12 protein-coding genes and 2 pseudogenes are annotated in these 17,608 nt (G+C 50.4%); 10 read left to right on the forward strand and 4 right to left on the reverse strand.

The window, feature by feature from the left end; translation table 11 throughout:
• Positions 1–47 precede the first annotated feature (47 nt).
• Genes C1P89_RS05890 through C1P89_RS05900 form a run of 3 tightly spaced genes read left to right on the forward strand, consistent with a single transcriptional unit; the run spans position 48 to position 3,203 of the window.
• Positions 48–2,687: a YdbH family protein gene (locus tag C1P89_RS05890; protein ID WP_000900907.1), complete on the forward strand. Its 2,640-nt coding sequence runs from the start codon at positions 48–50 to the stop codon at positions 2,685–2,687.
• A complete protein-coding gene (locus C1P89_RS05895) occupies positions 2,684–2,869 on the forward strand; it encodes a YnbE family lipoprotein (protein ID WP_000698145.1) in 186 nt (61 codons plus the stop codon). The genes C1P89_RS05890 and C1P89_RS05895 overlap by 4 nt, the downstream gene beginning before the upstream one ends.
• Before the next feature lie 4 nt (positions 2,870–2,873).
• Entirely contained in the window at positions 2,874–3,203 is a 330-nt protein-coding gene (locus C1P89_RS05900; protein WP_001325798.1) for a YdbL family probable chaperone protein, read from the forward strand.
• Positions 3,204–3,374: 171 nt separating this feature from the next.
• On the opposite strand, the pseudogene C1P89_RS05905 reads toward C1P89_RS05900, so the two are convergent.
• From C1P89_RS05905 to feaR, 3 genes and pseudogenes are all read right to left on the reverse strand, one after another.
• A pseudogene (locus C1P89_RS05905) lies at positions 3,375–3,548 on the reverse strand (helix-turn-helix domain-containing protein); the annotation flags it as partial.
• Between the two features lie 13 nt (positions 3,549–3,561).
• A protein-coding gene (locus C1P89_RS05910; RefSeq protein ID WP_088895425.1) for an IS3-like element IS2 family transposase occupies positions 3,562–4,790 on the reverse strand; the annotation gives its coding sequence in 2 pieces (ribosomal slippage) (positions 3,562–4,475 and positions 4,475–4,790; 1,230 coding nt in all).
• 91 nt (positions 4,791–4,881) lie between these two features.
• Positions 4,882–5,442, reverse strand: a pseudogene (gene feaR / locus C1P89_RS05915) (transcriptional regulator FeaR); the annotation flags it as partial.
• 63 nt (positions 5,443–5,505) lie between these two features.
• On the opposite strand from feaR, the gene C1P89_RS05920 reads away from it, so the two are divergent.
• From C1P89_RS05920 to C1P89_RS05935, 4 genes are all read left to right on the forward strand, one after another.
• A protein-coding gene (locus C1P89_RS05920; protein ID WP_087879964.1) for an IS3-like element IS600 family transposase occupies positions 5,506–6,662 on the forward strand; the annotation gives its coding sequence in 2 pieces (ribosomal slippage) (positions 5,506–5,755 and positions 5,755–6,662; 1,158 coding nt in all).
• Positions 6,655–7,578 (forward strand): phosphatidate cytidylyltransferase, encoded by a 924-nt coding sequence (locus C1P89_RS05925; protein ID WP_049801002.1) that lies wholly within the window; start codon positions 6,655–6,657, stop codon positions 7,576–7,578. Before C1P89_RS05920 ends, C1P89_RS05925 begins: the two co-directional genes overlap by 8 nt.
• 15 nt (positions 7,579–7,593) lie before the next feature.
• Positions 7,594–9,351, forward strand: a complete 1,758-nt coding sequence (locus C1P89_RS05930; RefSeq protein WP_000431894.1) for a bifunctional alpha/beta hydrolase/class I SAM-dependent methyltransferase — start codon at positions 7,594–7,596, stop codon at positions 9,349–9,351.
• Positions 9,341–10,657: a phosphatase PAP2/dual specificity phosphatase family protein gene (locus C1P89_RS05935; protein ID WP_000627394.1), complete on the forward strand. Its 1,317-nt coding sequence runs from the start codon at positions 9,341–9,343 to the stop codon at positions 10,655–10,657. Before C1P89_RS05930 ends, C1P89_RS05935 begins: the two co-directional genes overlap by 11 nt.
• Positions 10,658–10,707: 50 nt before the next feature.
• Here C1P89_RS05935 and azoR read toward each other — a convergent pair whose 3' ends face one another.
• On the reverse strand, positions 10,708–11,313 hold the full coding sequence (gene azoR, locus C1P89_RS05940) for an FMN-dependent NADH-azoreductase (protein ID WP_000048948.1): 606 nt from the start codon (positions 11,311–11,313) through the stop codon (positions 10,708–10,710).
• Positions 11,314–11,513: 200 nt separating this feature from the next.
• On the opposite strand from azoR, the gene hrpA reads away from it, so the two are divergent.
• The 3 genes from hrpA (at position 11,514) to C1P89_RS05955 (ending at position 17,581) form a co-directional block, all read left to right on the forward strand.
• On the forward strand, positions 11,514–15,416 hold the full coding sequence (hrpA, locus tag C1P89_RS05945) for an ATP-dependent RNA helicase HrpA (protein WP_000139576.1): 3,903 nt from the start codon (positions 11,514–11,516) through the stop codon (positions 15,414–15,416).
• A gap of 271 nt (positions 15,417–15,687) precedes the next feature.
• Entirely contained in the window at positions 15,688–16,368 is a 681-nt protein-coding gene (locus tag C1P89_RS05950) for a YdcF family protein (RefSeq protein ID WP_001027948.1), read from the forward strand.
• A 56-nt stretch (positions 16,369–16,424) separates the two neighbouring features.
• A protein-coding gene (locus C1P89_RS05955; RefSeq protein ID WP_094096605.1) for an IS3-like element IS600 family transposase occupies positions 16,425–17,581 on the forward strand; the annotation gives its coding sequence in 2 pieces (ribosomal slippage) (positions 16,425–16,674 and positions 16,674–17,581; 1,158 coding nt in all).
• Positions 17,582–17,608: the final 27 nt, after the last annotated feature.

The following is a 17,608-nucleotide window of genomic DNA, read 5'->3' on the forward strand; positions in this document are numbered from 1 at the left end:
CCGTATTGAATGCTTAATTTTTCGCTAAATCAGGATATTAACTACCCATGCTGGGTAAATATAAAGCCGTTCTCGCGCTGTTATTACTGATTATTCTTGTGCCGTTGACGCTGCTGATGACGCTCGGGCTGTGGGTTCCCACGCTGGCGGGCATCTGGCTACCGCTCGGGACACGTATTGCATTAGATGAAAGCCCACGCATTACGCGTAAAGGTTTAATCATTCCCGATCTCCGTTATCTGGTGGGAGATTGTCAGCTTGCGCATATCACCAACGCCAGCCTTTCACATCCCAGCCGCTGGTTATTGAACGTCGGCATGGTAGAACTTGATTCTGCTTGTCTGGCGAAATTGCCGCAGACGGAGCAATCGCCAGCTGCTCCAAAAACCCTCGCGCAGTGGCAGTCCATGCTGCCTAACACCTGGATCAATATCGATAAACTGATTTTTTCTCCCTGGCAGGAATGGCAGGGAAAACTCTCTCTCGCATTAACCTCTGATATTCAGCAACTGCGTTATCAGGGCGAAAAAGTTAAATTTCAAGGCCAGCTGAAAGGGCAACAACTTACAGTCAGCGAACTGGATGTCATCGCGTTTGAAAATCAGCCGCCGGTTAAACTGGTGGGGGAATTTACTATGCCGCTCGTGCCGGATGGACTTCCTGTAAGTGGGCATGCTACTGCGACGTTAAACTTGCCGCAGGAACCGTCACTGGTGGATGCAGAGCTGGACTGGCAGGAAAATAGCGGGCAATTGATTGTGCTGGCACGGGATAACGGCGATCCGTTGCTCGATTTGCCGTGGCAAATTACTCGTCAACAATTGACCGTAAGCGATGGTCGCTGGAGTTGGCCGTATGCAGGTTTTCCTTTGAGTGGCCGACTGGGTGTCAAAGTCGACAACTGGCAGGCAGGGCTTGAGAACGCTCTGATCAGCGGACGACTGAGTGTGCTGACCCAGGGGCAAGCGGGTAAAGGCAACGCGGTGCTAAATTTTGGCCCAGGAAAATTAAGCATGGATAACAGCCAGCTGCCTCTGCAGCTGACCGGTGAAGCGAAACAGGCGGACCTCATTTTATATGCCCGCTTACCCGCGCAGCTAAGTGGAAGTCTGACTGACCCAACGCTGGCCTTTGAGCCAGGCGCGTTATTACGTTCGAAGGGAAGAGTCATCGATTCGCTGGACATCGATGAAATCCGCTGGCCTTTAGCGGGTGTAAAAGTCACCCAACGTGGTGTTGACGGACGTTTGCAGGCCATTTTGCAGGCGCATGAATATGAACTGGGCGATTTCGTGCTGCATATGGATGGGCTGGCGAATGATTTTCTCCCTGACGCGGGCCGCTGGCAGTGGCGCTACTGGGGAAAAGGCAGTTTTACACCGATAAATGCCACCTGGGATGTCGCAGGAAAAGGTGAATGGCATGACAGCACGATTACGCTGACCGACCTCTCCACCGGTTTCGACCAGTTACAATACGGTACGATGACGGTAGAAAAGCCGCGATTAATTCTCGACAAGCCCGTCGTCTGGGTACGTGACGCACAGCATCCCTCCTTCAGCGGCGCGCTGTCACTGGACGCCGGGCAAACGCTGTTCACTGGCGGCAGTGTGTTACCGCCATCAACCTTAAAATTTAGCGTCGATGGGCGCGATCCGACGTATTTCCTCTTTAAAGGCGATTTACATGCTGGTGAGATTGGCCCGGTTCGGGTAAATGGTCGCTGGGACGGTATTCGTCTGCGCGGTAACGCCTGGTGGCCAAAACAATCACTGACTGTATTCCAGCCGCTGGTGCCACCCGACTGGAAGATGAACTTACGCGATGGGGAACTGTATGCTCAGGTTGCATTTTCTGCTGCGCCTGAACAAGGATTCCGCGCGGGAGGACACGGCGTGTTGAAAGGCGGTAGTGCCTGGATGCCAGATAATCAGGTTAACGGTGTCGATTTTGTCCTGCCTTTCCGTTTTGCCGATGGAGCCTGGCATCTGGGGACTCGCGGCCCCGTTACGTTGCGAATTGCCGAAGTGATTAATCTGGTGACAGCGAAAAATATTACGGCTGATTTGCAAGGGCGTTATCCGTGGACTGAAGAAGAACCCTTGCTGTTGACTGATGTTAGCGTCGATGTGTTAGGCGGTAACGTACTGATGAAACAATTACGTATGCCGCAACATGACCCGGCGCTGTTGCGGCTGAATAATCTCTCATCCAGCGAACTGGTTAGCGCCGTCAATCCGAAACAATTCGCCATGTCCGGGGCATTTAGTGGTGCATTGCCGTTATGGCTAAACAACGAAAAATGGATAGTGAAAGATGGTTGGCTGGCAAATAGCGGGCCAATGACCTTGCGGCTGGATAAAGACACCGCAGATGCGGTGGTGAAAGACAATATGACTGCGGGTTCAGCAATTAACTGGTTGCGCTATATGGAAATTAGCCGGTCATCGACAAAAATTAACTTAGATAATCTCGGTTTATTAACCATGCAGGCCAACATTACAGGTACCAGTCGCGTTGATGGTAAAAGCGGTACGGTAAACCTTAATTACCATCATGAAGAGAATATTTTTACGCTGTGGCGCAGTTTACGCTTTGGCGATAATCTCCAGGCATGGTTGGAGCAGAACGCACGTCTGCCGGGAAATGACTGTCCGCAAGGAAAAGAGTGTGAGGAAAAACAATGAAAATTTTACTGGCTGCGTTGACGTCATCTTTTATGCTGGTTGGCTGTACGCCGCGTATTGAAGTCGCTGCGCCCAAGGAACCGATCACTATCAATATGAACGTTAAAATTGAGCATGAGATCATCATCAAGGCAGACAAAGATGTCGAAGAGCTGCTTGAAACTCGTAGCGATCTTTTCTGAGGCGATGATGAAGAAAACATTACTTCTTTGTGCGTTTCTTGTTGGGCTGGTAAGCAGCAATGTAATGGCATTGACTCTGGATGAAGCCAGAACTCAGGGGCGGGTAGGTGAAACATTTTATGGTTATCTGGTTGCGCTGAAAACGGATGCTGAAACAGAGAAATTAGTAACCGACATTAATGCCGAACGTAAAGCGAGTTACCAACAACTGGCAAAGCAAAATAATGTGTCGGTAGATGATATCGCGAAACTCGCCGGGCAAAAGCTCGTAGCTCGGGCCAAACCGGGGGAATATGTACAAGGGATAAACGGTAAATGGGTGCGAAAATTTTAATAGCAAAACCGCAATATCGGGATAACGCTACAGGAGAAAGCGATTGATCTATTTTCCTGAAACAAGGTGAATATTCAAAAACTCCTGTCAAATTGCCTTTTGCCCTGAAAAATGCATAGTCAAATATCTGTTTTAACTAATTGGCGTTGCAGTACACACAACGCGAATTAGTTAACGGAATTTACGTCGATACTCGCCTGGCGTCATCCCAAAGCGTTGCTTAAATACCGTTGAAAAATGACTCTGGTCAGAAAATCCCCAATGAAAGCCGATGCCTGCCAGTTTTTCATCATCTGCGGCATGGCGAATCGCATCTGCACAAAAATCGAGACGACGGTTACGAATATTGGATTTGCCCCTATATTTCCAGACATCTGTTATCACTTAACCCATTACAAGCCCGCTGCCGCAGATATTCCCGTGGCGAGCGATAACCCAGCGCACTATGCGGATGCCATTCGTTATAATGCTCGAACGCCTCTGCAAGGTTCTTTGCTGCCGTTAACCCGTCTGGTTTGGGCATGATACTGATGTAGTCACGCTTTATCGTTTTCACGAAGCTCTCTGCTATTCCGTTACTCTCCGGACTCCGCACCGCCGTGTTCTTCGGTTCAAGTCCCAACATCCGGGCGAACTGGCGTGTTTCATTAGCCCGGTAGCATGAACCATTATCCGTCAGCCACTCCACTGGAGACGACGGAAGATCGTTGCCGAAGCGGCGTTCCACCGCTCCCAGCATGACGTCCTGTACTGTTTCACTGTTGAAGCCGCCGGTAGTCACCGCCCAGTGCAGTGCCTCACGATCACAGCAGTCCAGCGCGAACGTGACACGCAGTCTCTCTCCGTTATCACAGCAGAACTCGAACCCGTCAGAGCACCATCGCTGATTGCTTTCTTTCACGGCCACTCTGCCTGTATGTGCCCGTTTCGATGGCGGTACAGCAGGTTTTCGCTCAAGCAACAGCGCATTCTGGCGCATGATCCGGTAAACACGTTTGGCATTGATCGCAGGCATACCATCAAGTTCTGCCTGTCTGCGAAGCAGCGCCCATACCCGACGATAACCATACGTGGGCAGCTCTCCGATAACATGGTGTATACGGAGAAGCACATCCGTATCATCAGTGTGACGACTGCGGCGGCCATCCATCCAGTCATCGGTTCGTCTGAGAATGACGTGCAACTGCGCACGCGACACCCGGAGACAACGGCTGACTAAGCTTACTCCCCATCCCCGGGCAATAAGGGCGCGTGCGCTATCCACTTTTTTGCCCGTCCATATTCAACGGCTTCTTTGAGGAGTTCATTTTCCATCGTTTTCTTGCCGAGCAGGCGCTGGAGTTCTTTAATCTGCTTCATGGCGGCAGCAAGTTCAGAGGCAGGAACAACCTGTTCTCCGGCGGCGACAGCAGTAAGACTTCCTTCCTGGTATTGCTTACGCCAGAGAAATAACTGGCTGGCTGCTACACCATGTTGCCGGGCAACGAGGGAGACCGTCATCCCCGGTTCAAAGCTCTGCTGAACAATTGCGATCTTTTCCTGTGTGGTACGCCGTCTGCGTTTCTCCGGCCCTAAGACATCAATCATCTGTACTCCAATGACTAGTCTAAAAACTAGTATTAAGACTATCACTTATTTAAGTGATACTGGTTGTCTGGAGATTCAGGGGGCCAGTCTAAATATATTGCGCGACTACCAAACCTTTATCGGCAAACATTCGGTACAAACTACGTACTGACATACCTGTCTCTCCGGCTATCCACTCCGGGCGTAATATCTCTTCGCGAATATTATCGTCTATCAACGTAACCACTTTTTGAAACTGACGTTCACGGCGAGGTTGAACAGATTCCCGCTGATGAAGTACCGGGCGCAGCAGACACACCATCGCCTGTAGCGCAGCTTCACTTTCTGTTTCAGAAAGTGCCGGATTATTCATGCTCTCCTGTAACAGGCGATGACTGAGTTGCACCATGGGTAAGTCAGCGTCCAGTCTTTCTGCGCAGACAGGTTTTTGATGGGGAAAATATTGTTCCAGCAGAGTGCGTGGCAAAAGTAATGAAATCTGTTTAGAAGACTCCTGCCAGTAAAGCGAACAGGGGCGTGAGGCATCGAGTAACGTAATATCGCCAGCGCCAATCTGCACCTGACGCTCATCCTGCTCCATTATTGCCTGACCACTAAGCTGAAAAACGGTGTAAAACCAGGCATCGTCGCTGCCTTTTACTTCCTGCCAGGTGAGGTAGCCTGAGTTTAACGGACACTCCTTCCTGAAATAGAATGGCATCAGAAGGAGCTAATAATGAGCAGAAAAACCCAACGTTACTCTAAAGAGTTCAAAGCTGAAGCTGTCAGAACGGTTCTTGAAAATCAACTTTCGATCAGTGAAGGCGCTTCCCGATTATCTCTTCCTGAAGGCACTTTAGGACAATGGGTTACCGCCGCCAGAAAAGGGCTCGGTACTCCTGGTTCCCGCACGGTGGCTGAACTGGAATCTGAAATTCTGCAACTGCGTAAGGCGTTAAATGAAGCTCGCCTTGAGCGAGATATATTAAAAAAAGCAACAGCGTATTTTGCACAGGAGTCGCTGAAAAATACGCGTTAATCGAACAATGGCGACAACAATTTCCCATTGAAGCGATGTGTCAGGTATTTGGTGTATCCAGGAGCGGTTATTACAACTGGGTACAGCATGAACCCTCAGACAGAAAACAAAGTGATGAGCGGCTAAAACTGGAGATTAAGGTGGCACATATCCGCACTCGCGAAACATATGGAACCCGGCGGCTCCAGACGGAGCTGGCAGAGAATGGCATCATCGTTGGTCGTGACCGACTGGCACGTCTTCGTAAGGAGCTAAGGCTACGCTGTAAGCAGAAACGCAAGTTCAGAGCGACTACGAACTCGAACCACAATCTGCCAGTTGCGCCAAATCTGCTGAACCAGACGTTCGCTCCTACAGCACCAAATCAGGTCTGGGTGGCGGACCTGACGTATGTTGCCACACAGGAGGGATGGTTGTACCTCGCTGGCATCAAAGATGTTTATACGTGCGAAATTGTCGGCTACGCCATGGGAGAGCGCATGACAAAAGAGCTGACAGGTAAAGCCCTGTTTATGGCGCTCAGGAGCCAGCGCCCACCTGCCGGGCTAATCCACCACTCTGATCGAGGTTCACAGTACTGCGCATACGATTACCGGGTCATACAGGAGCAGTCTGGTCTGAAAACATCAATGTCGCGTAAAGGTAACTGTTACGACAACGCTCCGATGGAAAGCTTCTGGGGAACGCTGAAAAATGAGAGCCTGAGCCACTATCGTTTTAATAACCGGGATGAAGCCATCTCAGTAATACGGGAATACATTGAGATTTTCTACAATCGTCAGCGTCGTCACTCTCGTCTGGGGAATATCTCCCCGGCAGCCTTCAGGGAAAAATATCATCAGATGGCTGCTTAAAAAAAGAACAAATGGTAGTGTCCGCTATTGCCAGTACACCTCACTTTTCGCGTTGTTAATTTTAGCAACGCTGATAAACCGTTTTCTGCTATGGCGGTTACCGGAGAGAAAAGGGGGTGAGGTTACATTACGTATTCGTACCTGGTGGGGCATCGTCATTTGTTTTTCACTGGTGATTTCAGGTCCACGCTGGATGACGTTGGCGTTTTTTGCGCTGATAAGTTTTCTGGCATTGAAAGAATATTGTATGCTTATATCCGTACATTTTCCGCGGTGGTTATATTGGGTTATTCCTCTTAACTATTTGCTTATCGGTTTTAATTGCTTTGAGCTGTTTCTGTTATTTATACCTTTGGCTGGGTTTCTGATATTAGCCACCTGGCGAGTTTTTGTGGGTGACCCCTCCGGTTTTCTGCATACCGTGAGCGCCATTTTTTGGGGCTGGATAATGACCGTTTTCGCCTTGAGTCATGCCGCCTGGTTATTAATGTTGCCATCCATGAATATCCAGGGCGGGGCCTTACTGGTGTTATTTCTTTTGGCATTAACCGCGTCAAACGATATTGCACAGTATTTATGGGGGAAATCCTGCGGCAGAAGAAAAGTGGTCCCCAAAGTCAGCCCGGGAAAAACGCTGGAAGGTCTGGTCGGCGGCGTAATCACCACCATGATAGCGTCGATGATCATTGGACCGTTACTGACACCGCTAAATACATTACAGGCAATATTAGCGGGTTTGTTAATTGGTATTAGTGGTTTTTGCGGCGATGTAGTGATGTCAGCCATCAAACGAGATGTTGGTGTTAAAGATAGCGGGAAACTATTACCTGGACATGGCGGAATCCTTGACAGGATTGACTCATTAATTTTCACCGCTCCGGTATTTTTTTATTTTATTCGTTACTGCTGTTACTGAAGGAAAATAGAGAAAATGGAAAATTCACGCATCTCTGGGGAACATTTTTTTACCACCAGTGATAATACAGCGTTGTTTTATCGGCACTGGCCCGCTTTACAGCCAGGGGCGAAAAAGGTCATCGTCTTATTTCATCGTGGCCATGAACATTCTGGTCGTCTACAACATATCGTTGATGAACTGGCGATGCCAGATACTGCTTTTTATGCATGGGATGCCCGGGGGCATGGAAAAACTTCGGGGCCGCGTGGTTATAGCCCATCTCTTGCGCGTTCAGTGCAGGATGTCGATGAATTTGTCCGTTTTGCTGCCAGCGACAGCCAGGTTGGACTGGAAGAGGTGGTTGTGATCGCGCAAAGCGTCGGCGCAGTGCTGGTTGCCACATGGGTTCATGATTATGCGCCTGCAATTCGCGGGCTGGTGCTGGCTTCTCCGGCCTTTAAGGTTAAATTGTATGTGCCGCTGGCACGTCCTGCGCTGACGCTATGGCATCGTCTGCGTGGTCTGTTTTTTATTAATTCCTATGTGAAAAGACGCTATTTGACCCACGATCGGCAACGGGTGGCGAGTTTCAATAATGATCCGCTGATCACACGGGCGATTGCCGTCAATATCTTGCTCGATCTCTATAAAACGTCTGAACGTATTATTAGAGATGCGGCGGCGATTACGCTCCCCACGCAACTTCTGATATCAGGCGATGACTATGTGGTGCATCGCCAACCGCAGATTGATTTTTATCAGAGATTACGTAGCCCTCTGAAAGAGCTGCATCTGCTGCCAGGCTTTTATCACGACACGTTGGGTGAAGAGAACAGGGCGCAGGCATTTGAAAAAATGCAAAGCTTTATTCGTCGTTTATATGCTAACAAGTCACAAAAATTTGATTATCAGCATGAAGACCGCACTGGACCATCAGCGGATCGCTGGCGCCTCCTTTCAGGTGGACCCGTGCCATTATCGCCGGTTGATTTGGCGTATCGCTTTATGCGTAAAGCGATGAAATTGTTCGGGACGCACTCTGCGGGCCTGCATCTCGGAATGAGCACTGGCTTTGATTCAGGCAGTTCGCTGGATTATGTCTATCAAAATCAACCGCAAGGCAGTAACGCATTCGGGCGCTTAATCGACAAAATCTACCTGAACAGTGTTGGCTGGCGCGGTATTCGCCAGCGCAAAACTCATTTACAAATACTGATTAAACAAGCCGTTGCCGATCTCCACGTCAAAGGTTTAGCCGTCCGCGTGGTTGACATTGCCGCAGGGCATGGGCGCTATGTACTGGATGCACTGGCAAACGAGCCTGCCGTAAGCGATATTTTATTACGTGATTACAGTGAGTTAAATGTTGCACAGGGGCAAGAGATGATTGCCCAACGGGGAATGTCTGGGCGGGTGCGTTTTGAACAGGGCGATGCGTTTAACCCGGAGGAACTCAGCGCGTTAACTCCGCGGCCTACGCTGGCGATTGTCTCTGGACTGTATGAGCTGTTTCCCGAAAATGAGCAGGTAAAAAACTCACTCGCAGGTCTTGCCAATGCCATCGAACCGGGTGGCATTCTCATCTACACCGGGCAGCCGTGGCACCCACAACTGGAGCTGATTGCCGGGGTGTTAACCAGTCATAAAGATGGTAAACTGTGGGTAATGCGCGTGCGTACGCAAGGGGAGATGGATTTGCTCGTGCATGATGCTGGATTTGATAAATGCACACAACGGATTGATGAGTGGGGCATTTTTACGGTTTCGATGGCGGTGCGTCGTGATAACTGAACGCCGGAACGTATTGCTACAAGGAGCTGGCTGGTTATTGTTGCTGGCCCCGTTTTTCTTCTTCACCTATGGATCTCTTAATCAGTTCACCGCGGTTCAGGACAGTAATAGCCATGATATTCCCAGTCAGGTATTCGGTTGGGAAACGGCGATCCCTTTTCTTCCCTGGACTATTGTTCCTTACTGGAGTCTGGATCTTTTATATGGATTTTCGCTGTTCGTTTGTAGCACGACATTCGAACAGCGCCGACTTGTCCACCGGCTTATTCTGGCAACGGTAATGGCCTGCTGCGGTTTTTTGCTCTATCCGCTGAAGTTTAGTTTTATCCGTCCTGAAGTGAGTGGGGTGACGGGATGGCTATTTTCGCAACTTGAACTGTTTGATCTGCCTTATAACCAGTCTCCTTCGCTGCATATTATTCTCTGCTGGCTACTTTGGCGTCACTTTCGTCAGCATCTGGCTGTGAGGTGGCGTAAAGTCTGCGGCGGATGGTTTTTACTCATCGCCATTTCGACGCTGACGACATGGCAGCATCATTTTATTGATGTCATCACAGGGCTGGCGGTAGGTATGTTGATTGACTGGATGGTGCCCGTCGACCGTCGGTGGAATTATCAGAAACCTGATCAACGTCGAATCAAAATAGCACTGCCATATGTCGTAGGCGCGTGCGCGTGCATTGTGTTGATGGAGCTAATGATGATGGTTCAGTTATGGTGGTCAGTCTGGTTATGTTGGCCAGTATTATCGCTACTCATTATTGGCCGTGGGTACGGTGGGCTTGGCGCGATAACAACAGGGAAAGATAGTCAGGGGAAACTCCCGCCCGCCGTTTACTGGCTGACATTGCCCTGGCGCATCGGGATGTGGCTATCTATGCGTTGGTTTTGTCGTCGCCTGGAGCCGGTGAGCAAAATGACTGCTGGTGTTTATTTAGGGGCGTTTCCACGACATATTCCGGCACAGAATGCGGTTCTGGACGTCACCTTTGAATTCCCTCGTGGACGAGCGACAAAAGATCGACTCTATTTCTGTGTACCGATGCTAGATCTGGTGGTTCCGGAAGAGGGGGAGCTCCGACAGGCCGTGGCGATGCTGGAAACATTACGCGAAGAGCAAGGCAGCGTTCTGGTCCATTGCGCACTGGGATTATCGCGCAGTGCGCTGGTAGTGGCGGCATGGCTGTTATGTTACGGATACTGTAAAACCGTTGATGAAGCGATTAGCTTTATTCGAGCCAGACGCTCGCATATTGTGCTTAAGGAAGATCACAAAGCGATGCTGAAATTATGGGAAAACAGGTAAGTGGATTGGGATGTGGACTGGACTACAGTCCACATCAAGATCGTGTCCGGTTATGCAGCAACAATGCTGTCGATGGCTGCTTTCGCGTCAGACTGCGCTTTCGCTGCCATTTCCGGACCGTATGCGATCCCTTCGGCGAAGACAAATTTCACATCAGTAATGCCGATAAAGCCGAGGAACGTGGACAGATACGGCGTCACCAGGTCCGTTGGTCCATCTTTGTGGATCCCACCGCGGCTGGTAATAACGATGGCTTTTTTACCCGTTACCAGACCTTCCGGACCGTTCTCGGTATAGCGGAAAGTAACGCCTGCGCGTGCAACCAGGTCAAAATAGTTTTTCAACTGAGTTGAGATGTTGAAGTTATACATCGGTGCCGCAATAACGATAACGTCGTGGGCTTTCAGCTCGGCAATCAGCTCATCGGAAAGCGCCAGAGCTTCCTGCTGACGCGGAGTCAGCGGCGCATCGCTCGGACGCAGTGCACCAACCAGTTCGCCATCCAGTACCGGAATCGGATTTGCAGCCAGGTCGCGAACGGTGATTTCATCAGCGGAGTGCTTTTCGCGCCATTGTTCAACAAAATAATCGGACAACTGATTAGACTGAGAGTACCCTGCCAGGATGCTGGATTTAAGAACTAATACCTTGCTCATGGTGTTTCCTTATAGATGTTTGAATGGGCGATGCCCCGTTGCTTGTTGACACTTTATTCACAATCCTGCCACAGAGATAGCGCAATAAATCGAAGCCTATGTTCGAATTTATTGAACAACGCATAGAAAGCCGTGATGTGGTACTCTATATCTATCATTTCAAAGAAAATTAATCAGGCAGACTACTGCCCACTAACGTTATGACAGAACAACAAAAATTGACCTTTACGGCCTTGCAGCAGCGGCTGGATTCGCTGATGCTGCGTGACAGACTGCGTTTTTCTCGCCGTCTGCACGGCGTGAAGAAGGTTAAAAATCCTGATGCACAACAGGCCATTTTCCAGGAGATGGCGAAAGAGATTGACCAGGCGGCAGGGAAAGTCCTGCTGCGTGAAGCGGCACGACCGGAAATTACTTATCCTGACAATTTACCGGTTAGTCAGAAAAAACAGGACATTCTCGAAGCGATTCGTGATCACCAGGTGGTGATCGTCGCCGGGGAAACGGGTTCTGGTAAAACGACTCAGTTACCGAAAATCTGTATGGAGCTGGGGCGCGGGATTAAAGGGCTGATCGGCCATACCCAGCCGCGTCGCCTGGCGGCAAGAACGGTGGCGAACCGTATTGCGGAAGAGCTGAAAACGGAGCCGGGCGGTTGCATCGGTTACAAAGTGCGTTTCAGCGATCACGTAAGTGATAACACGATGGTCAAGCTGATGACCGACGGTATCCTGCTGGCGGAGATCCAGCAAGACCGCCTGCTGATGCAGTACGACACCATCATTATTGACGAAGCGCACGAACGCAGCCTGAATATCGATTTTCTGCTCGGCTATTTGAAAGAGTTGCTGCCGCGGCGTCCTGACCTAAAAATCATTATCACTTCCGCGACTATCGACCCGGAACGCTTTTCGCGCCACTTTAATAATGCGCCGATTATCGAAGTCTCCGGTCGGACCTATCCGGTGGAAGTGCGCTATCGACCGATTGTTGAAGAAGCCGATGACACCGAGCGCGATCAGTTGCAGGCGATTTTTGACGCCGTAGACGAACTGAGTCAGGAAAGCCCTGGCGACATTCTGATCTTTATGAGTGGTGAGCGGGAAATTCGCGATACCGCCGATGCGCTGAACAAGCTGAACTTACGCCATACCGAAATCTTGCCGCTTTATGCGCGGCTTTCGAACAGCGAACAGAACCGCGTGTTCCAGTCGCACAGCGGACGGCGCATTGTGCTGGCGACCAACGTCGCGGAAACCTCGCTGACCGTACCGGGGATTAAATACGTCATCGACCCCGGTACAGCGCGTATCAGCCGCTACAGCTATCGCACCAAAGTGCAGCGTTTGCCGATTGAACCCATTTCGCAGGCGTCTGCCAATCAGCGTAAAGGCCGCTGTGGTCGTGTGTCCGAAGGGATCTGTATTCGTCTCTATTCCGAAGACGATTTCCTCTCGCGCCCGGAGTTTACCGATCCGGAGATTCTGCGTACCAACCTGGCCTCGGTTATTTTGCAGATGACCGCGCTGGGGCTGGGCGATATCGCTGCGTTCCCGTTTGTCGAAGCACCGGATAAACGCAATATCCAGGATGGCGTGCGTCTGCTCGAAGAACTGGGCGCGATCACCACGGATGAACAGGCCAGCGCCTATAAACTGACGCCGCTCGGTCGCCAGCTCTCGCAGTTGCCTGTCGACCCACGTCTGGCGCGTATGGTGCTGGAAGCGCAAAAACATGGCTGCGTGCGTGAGGCGATGATTATCACGTCCGCGCTCTCCATTCAGGATCCGCGCGAACGTCCGATGGACAAACAGCAGGCATCGGACGAAAAACATCGTCGCTTCCACGACAAAGAATCCGACTTCCTCGCGTTTGTAAATCTGTGGAATTATCTTGGCGAGCAGCAAAAGGCGCTTTCTTCCAACGCCTTCCGTCGCCTGTGTCGTACCGATTACCTCAACTATCTGCGCGTGCGCGAATGGCAGGATATCTACACCCAGTTGCGCCAGGTGGTGAAAGAACTTGGCATTCCGGTCAACAGCGAACCGGCGGAGTATCGTGAAATTCACATCGCCTTACTGACCGGTTTGCTTTCCCATATCGGCATGAAAGATGCCGATAAACAGGAATATACCGGTGCACGTAACGCGCGTTTCTCCATCTTCCCCGGTTCTGGTTTATTCAAAAAGCCGCCGAAATGGGTAATGGTGGCGGAACTGGTAGAAACCAGCCGCCTGTGGGGGCGCATTGCTGCGCGTATCGACCCGGAATGGGTAGAACCCGTTGCTCAGCATTTGATTAAACGCACCTACAGCGAACCGCACTGGGAACGGGCGCAGGGCGCGGTGATGGCAACGGAAAAAGTCACTGTTTATGGTTTGCCGATTGTTGCTGCGCGCAAGGTCAACTACAGCCAGATCGATTCGGCGTTATGTCGTGAACTCTTTATTCGCCACGCTCTGGTGGAAGGTGACTGGCAGACGCGTCACGCATTCTTCCGTGAAAACCTGAAACTGCGGGCCGAAGTGGAAGAGCTGGAACACAAATCACGTCGCCGCGATATTCTGGTTGATGACGAAACGCTGTTTGAGTTCTACGACCAGCGCATCAGCCACGATGTAATCTCCGCTCGTCACTTCGATAGCTGGTGGAAAAAAGTCAGCCGCGAAACGCCTGATTTGCTCAACTTTGAAAAGAGCATGTTGATCAAAGAAGGGGCGGAAAAAATCAGAAAGCTGGATTACCCGAACTTCTGGCATCAGGGCAATCTCAAGCTGCGTTTGAGCTATCAGTTTGAGCCAGGCGCGGACGCGGACGGTGTGACCGTACATATTCCGCTGCCGTTACTTAACCAGGTTGAGGAAAGCGGGTTTGAATGGCAGATCCCCGGTCTGCGCCGCGAATTGGTGATTGCTCTGATTAAATCGTTGCCGAAACCGGTACGCCGTAATTTTGTGCCTGCACCAAACTACGCCGAAGCGTTTTTAGGCCGCGTCACACCGCTGGAGTTACCGTTGCTCGACAGCCTTGAGCGCGAGTTACGGCGGATGACCGGCGTTACCGTTGACCGCGAAGACTGGCACTGGGATCAGGTGCCCGATCACCTGAAAATCACCTTCCGCGTGGTGGATGACAAAAACAAGAAGCTAAAAGAAGGGCGCTCGCTACAAGATCTGAAAGATGCGCTGAAAGGCAAAGTGCAGGAAACGCTGTCTGCGGTGGCGGATGACGGTATCGAGCAGAGCGGACTGCATATCTGGAGTTTTGGTCAGCTGCCGGAAAGCTACGAACAGAAGCGTGGCAACTACAAAGTGAAGGCGTGGCCAGCGCTAGTGGATGAACGCGACAGTGTGGCGATCAAACTGTTTGATAATCCGCTGGAGCAAAAACAGGTAATGTGGAACGGTCTTCGCCGTCTACTGCTGCTGAATATTCCCTCGCCGATCAAGTATTTACATGAGAAGTTACCAAACAAAGCCAAGCTGGGGCTGTACTTTAACCCGTATGGCAAAGTGCTGGAGCTGATCGACGATTGTATCTCCTGCGGTGTGGATAAATTGATCGACGCCAATGGTGGCCCGGTCTGGACGGAAGAAGGCTTTGCTGCGCTGCATGAAAAAGTGCGTGCCGAACTGAACGACACGGTGGTGGATATTGCGAAGCAGGTCGAGCAAATCCTTACGGCAGTGTTCAATATCAACAAACGTCTGAAGGGGCGGGTGGATATGACGATGGCGCTGGGGCTTTCTGACATTAAAGCGCAGATGGGCGGGCTGGTATATCGCGGTTTTGTCACTGGTAACGGCTTCAAACGGCTGGGCGACACGCTGCGATATTTGCAGGCGATTGAAAAACGGCTGGAAAAACTGGCGGTTGATCCACATCGCGACCGTGCTCAGATGCTGAAAGTCGAAAACGTCCAGCAGGCGTGGCAGCAATGGATCAACAAACTGCCGCCTGCACGTCGTGAGGATGAAGACGTGAAAGAGATCCGTTGGATGATAGAAGAGTTGCGTGTTAGTTACTTCGCTCAACAACTTGGTACGCCTTATCCGATTTCAGATAAGCGTATTTTGCAGGCGATGGAGCAGATTAGCGGTTAACCCTGCTATTTGCCTGATAAAGAAAAAACCCGGTAAGCATTTAGCGCCGGGTTTTTTATTAATTCTAAAACGGTAAGGGTAAAAATTCAGGAATTCAGAAAAATACAATTCTCTGCTGCAAGATGAATAATGTTTATCTACAGCATTTCCTTAAAAGATATGTCAGGCTTGCGGAGTGGCGGTTAAGGAAATACGACTTCCTCCTTTCAGAGTGCTCCGCTTCTCACTATTATCTCACGCAGTATTCTTAAGGGAACGATAAGGAGGAACCATGAACATTACCCCGTTTCCGACGCTTTCGCCGGCAACTATAGATGCCATAAATGTTATCGGACAGTGGCTGGCGCAGGATGATTTCTCCGGTGAGGTGCCGTATCAGGCCGATTGCGTGATCCTTGCAGGCAATGCGGTTATGCCGACTATCGACGCGGCATGTAAGATTGCTCGCGATCAGCAAATTCCTTTACTGATTAGTGGTGGTATCGGTCACTCGACAACTTTTTTGTATAGCGCCATCGCACAGCATCCGCACTACAACACTATCCGCACCACTGGCAGAGCAGAAGCGACCATCCAGGCGGATATCGCTCATCAGTTCTGGCACATTCCGCATGAAAAAATCTGGATTGAAGACCAGTCAACAAACTGCGGTGAAAACGCACGCTTTAGCATCGCGCTATTGAATCAGGCCGTAGAACGAGTTCATACGGCTATCGTTGTTCAGGACCCCACCATGCAGCGGCGCACGATGGCGACGTTCCGCCGTATGACTGGGGACAATCCCGATGCACCACGCTGGTTAAGTTATCCCGGATTCGTTCCTCAGTTAGGAAATAACGCAGACAGTGTAATCTTTATTAATCAGTTACAAGGATTATGGCCGGTTGAGCGTTATCTCTCACTACTCACTGGCGAGCTGCCGCGTTTACGCGATGATAGCGATGTGAGGTAGCCTGAGTTTAACGGACACTCCTTCCTGAAATAGAATGGCATCAGAAGGAGCTAATAATGAGCAGAAAAACCCAACGTTACTCTAAAGAGTTCAAAGCCGAAGCTGTCAGAACGGTTCTTGAAAATCAACTTTCGATCAGTGAAGGCGCTTCCCGATTATCTCTTCCTGAAGGCACTTTAGGACAATGGGTTACCGCCGCCAGAAAAGGGCTCGGTACTCCTGGTTCCCGCACGGTGGCTGAACTGGAATCTGAAATTCTGCAACTGCGTAAGGCGTTAAATGAAGCTCGCCTTGAGCGAGATATATTAAAAAAAGCAACAGCGTATTTTGCACAGGAGTCGCTGAAAAATACGCGTTAATCGAACAATGGCGACAACAATTTCCCATTGAAGCGATGTGTCAGGTATTTGGTGTATCCAGGAGCGGTTATTACAACTGGGTACAGCATGAACCCTCAGACAGAAAACAAAGTGATGAGCGGCTAAAACTGGAGATTAAGGTGGCACATATCCGCACTCGCGAAACATATGGAACCCGGCGGCTCCAGACGGAGCTGGCAGAGAATGGCATCATCGTTGGTCGTGACCGACTGGCACGTCTTCGTAAGGAGCTAAGGCTACGCTGTAAGCAGAAACGCAAGTTCAGAGCGACTACGAACTCGAACCACAATCTGCCAGTTGCGCCAAATCTGCTGAACCAGACGTTCACTCCTACAGCACCAAATCAGGTCTGGGTGGCGGACCTGACGTATGTTGCCACACAGGAGGGATGGTTGTACCTCGCTGGCATCAAAGATGTTTATACGTGCGAAATTGTCGGCTACGCCATGGGAGAGCGCATGACAAAAGAGCTGACAGGTAAAGCCCTGTTTATGGCGCTCAGGAGCCAGCGCCCACCTGCCGGGCTAATCCACCACTCTGATCGAGGTTCACAGTACTGCGCATACGATTACCGGGTCATACAGGAGCAGTCTGGTCTGAAAACATCAATGTCGCGTAAAGGTAACTGTTACGACAACGCTCCGATGGAAAGCTTCTGGGGAACGCTGAAAAATGAGAGCCTGAGCCACTATCGTTTTAATAACCGGGATGAAGCCATCTCAGTAATACGGGAATACATTGAGATTTTCTACAATCGTCAGCGTCGTCACTCTCGTCTGGGGAATATCTCCCCGGCAGCCTTCAGGGAAAAATATCATCAGATGGCTGCTTAAAAAAAGAACAAATGGTAGTGTCCGCTA

This window comes from Shigella sonnei, assembly GCF_002950395.1.
Classification (GTDB): domain Bacteria; phylum Pseudomonadota; class Gammaproteobacteria; order Enterobacterales; family Enterobacteriaceae; genus ECMA0423.

Coding starts and splice junctions, on each gene's coding strand:
- C1P89_RS05890 (WP_000900907.1), top strand. CDS start 48: ATGCTGGGTAAATATAAAGCCGTTCTCGCGCTGTTATTACTGATTATT.
- C1P89_RS05895 (WP_000698145.1), top strand. CDS start 2,684: ATGAAAATTTTACTGGCTGCGTTGACGTCATCTTTTATGCTGGTTGGC.
- C1P89_RS05900 (WP_001325798.1), top strand. CDS start 2,874: ATGATGAAGAAAACATTACTTCTTTGTGCGTTTCTTGTTGGGCTGGTA.
- C1P89_RS05930 (WP_000431894.1), top strand. CDS start 7,594: ATGGAAAATTCACGCATCTCTGGGGAACATTTTTTTACCACCAGTGAT.
- azoR (WP_000048948.1), bottom strand. CDS start 11,313: ATGAGCAAGGTATTAGTTCTTAAATCCAGCATCCTGGCAGGGTACTCT.
- hrpA (WP_000139576.1), top strand. CDS start 11,514: ATGACAGAACAACAAAAATTGACCTTTACGGCCTTGCAGCAGCGGCTG.
- C1P89_RS05950 (WP_001027948.1), top strand. CDS start 15,688: ATGAACATTACCCCGTTTCCGACGCTTTCGCCGGCAACTATAGATGCC.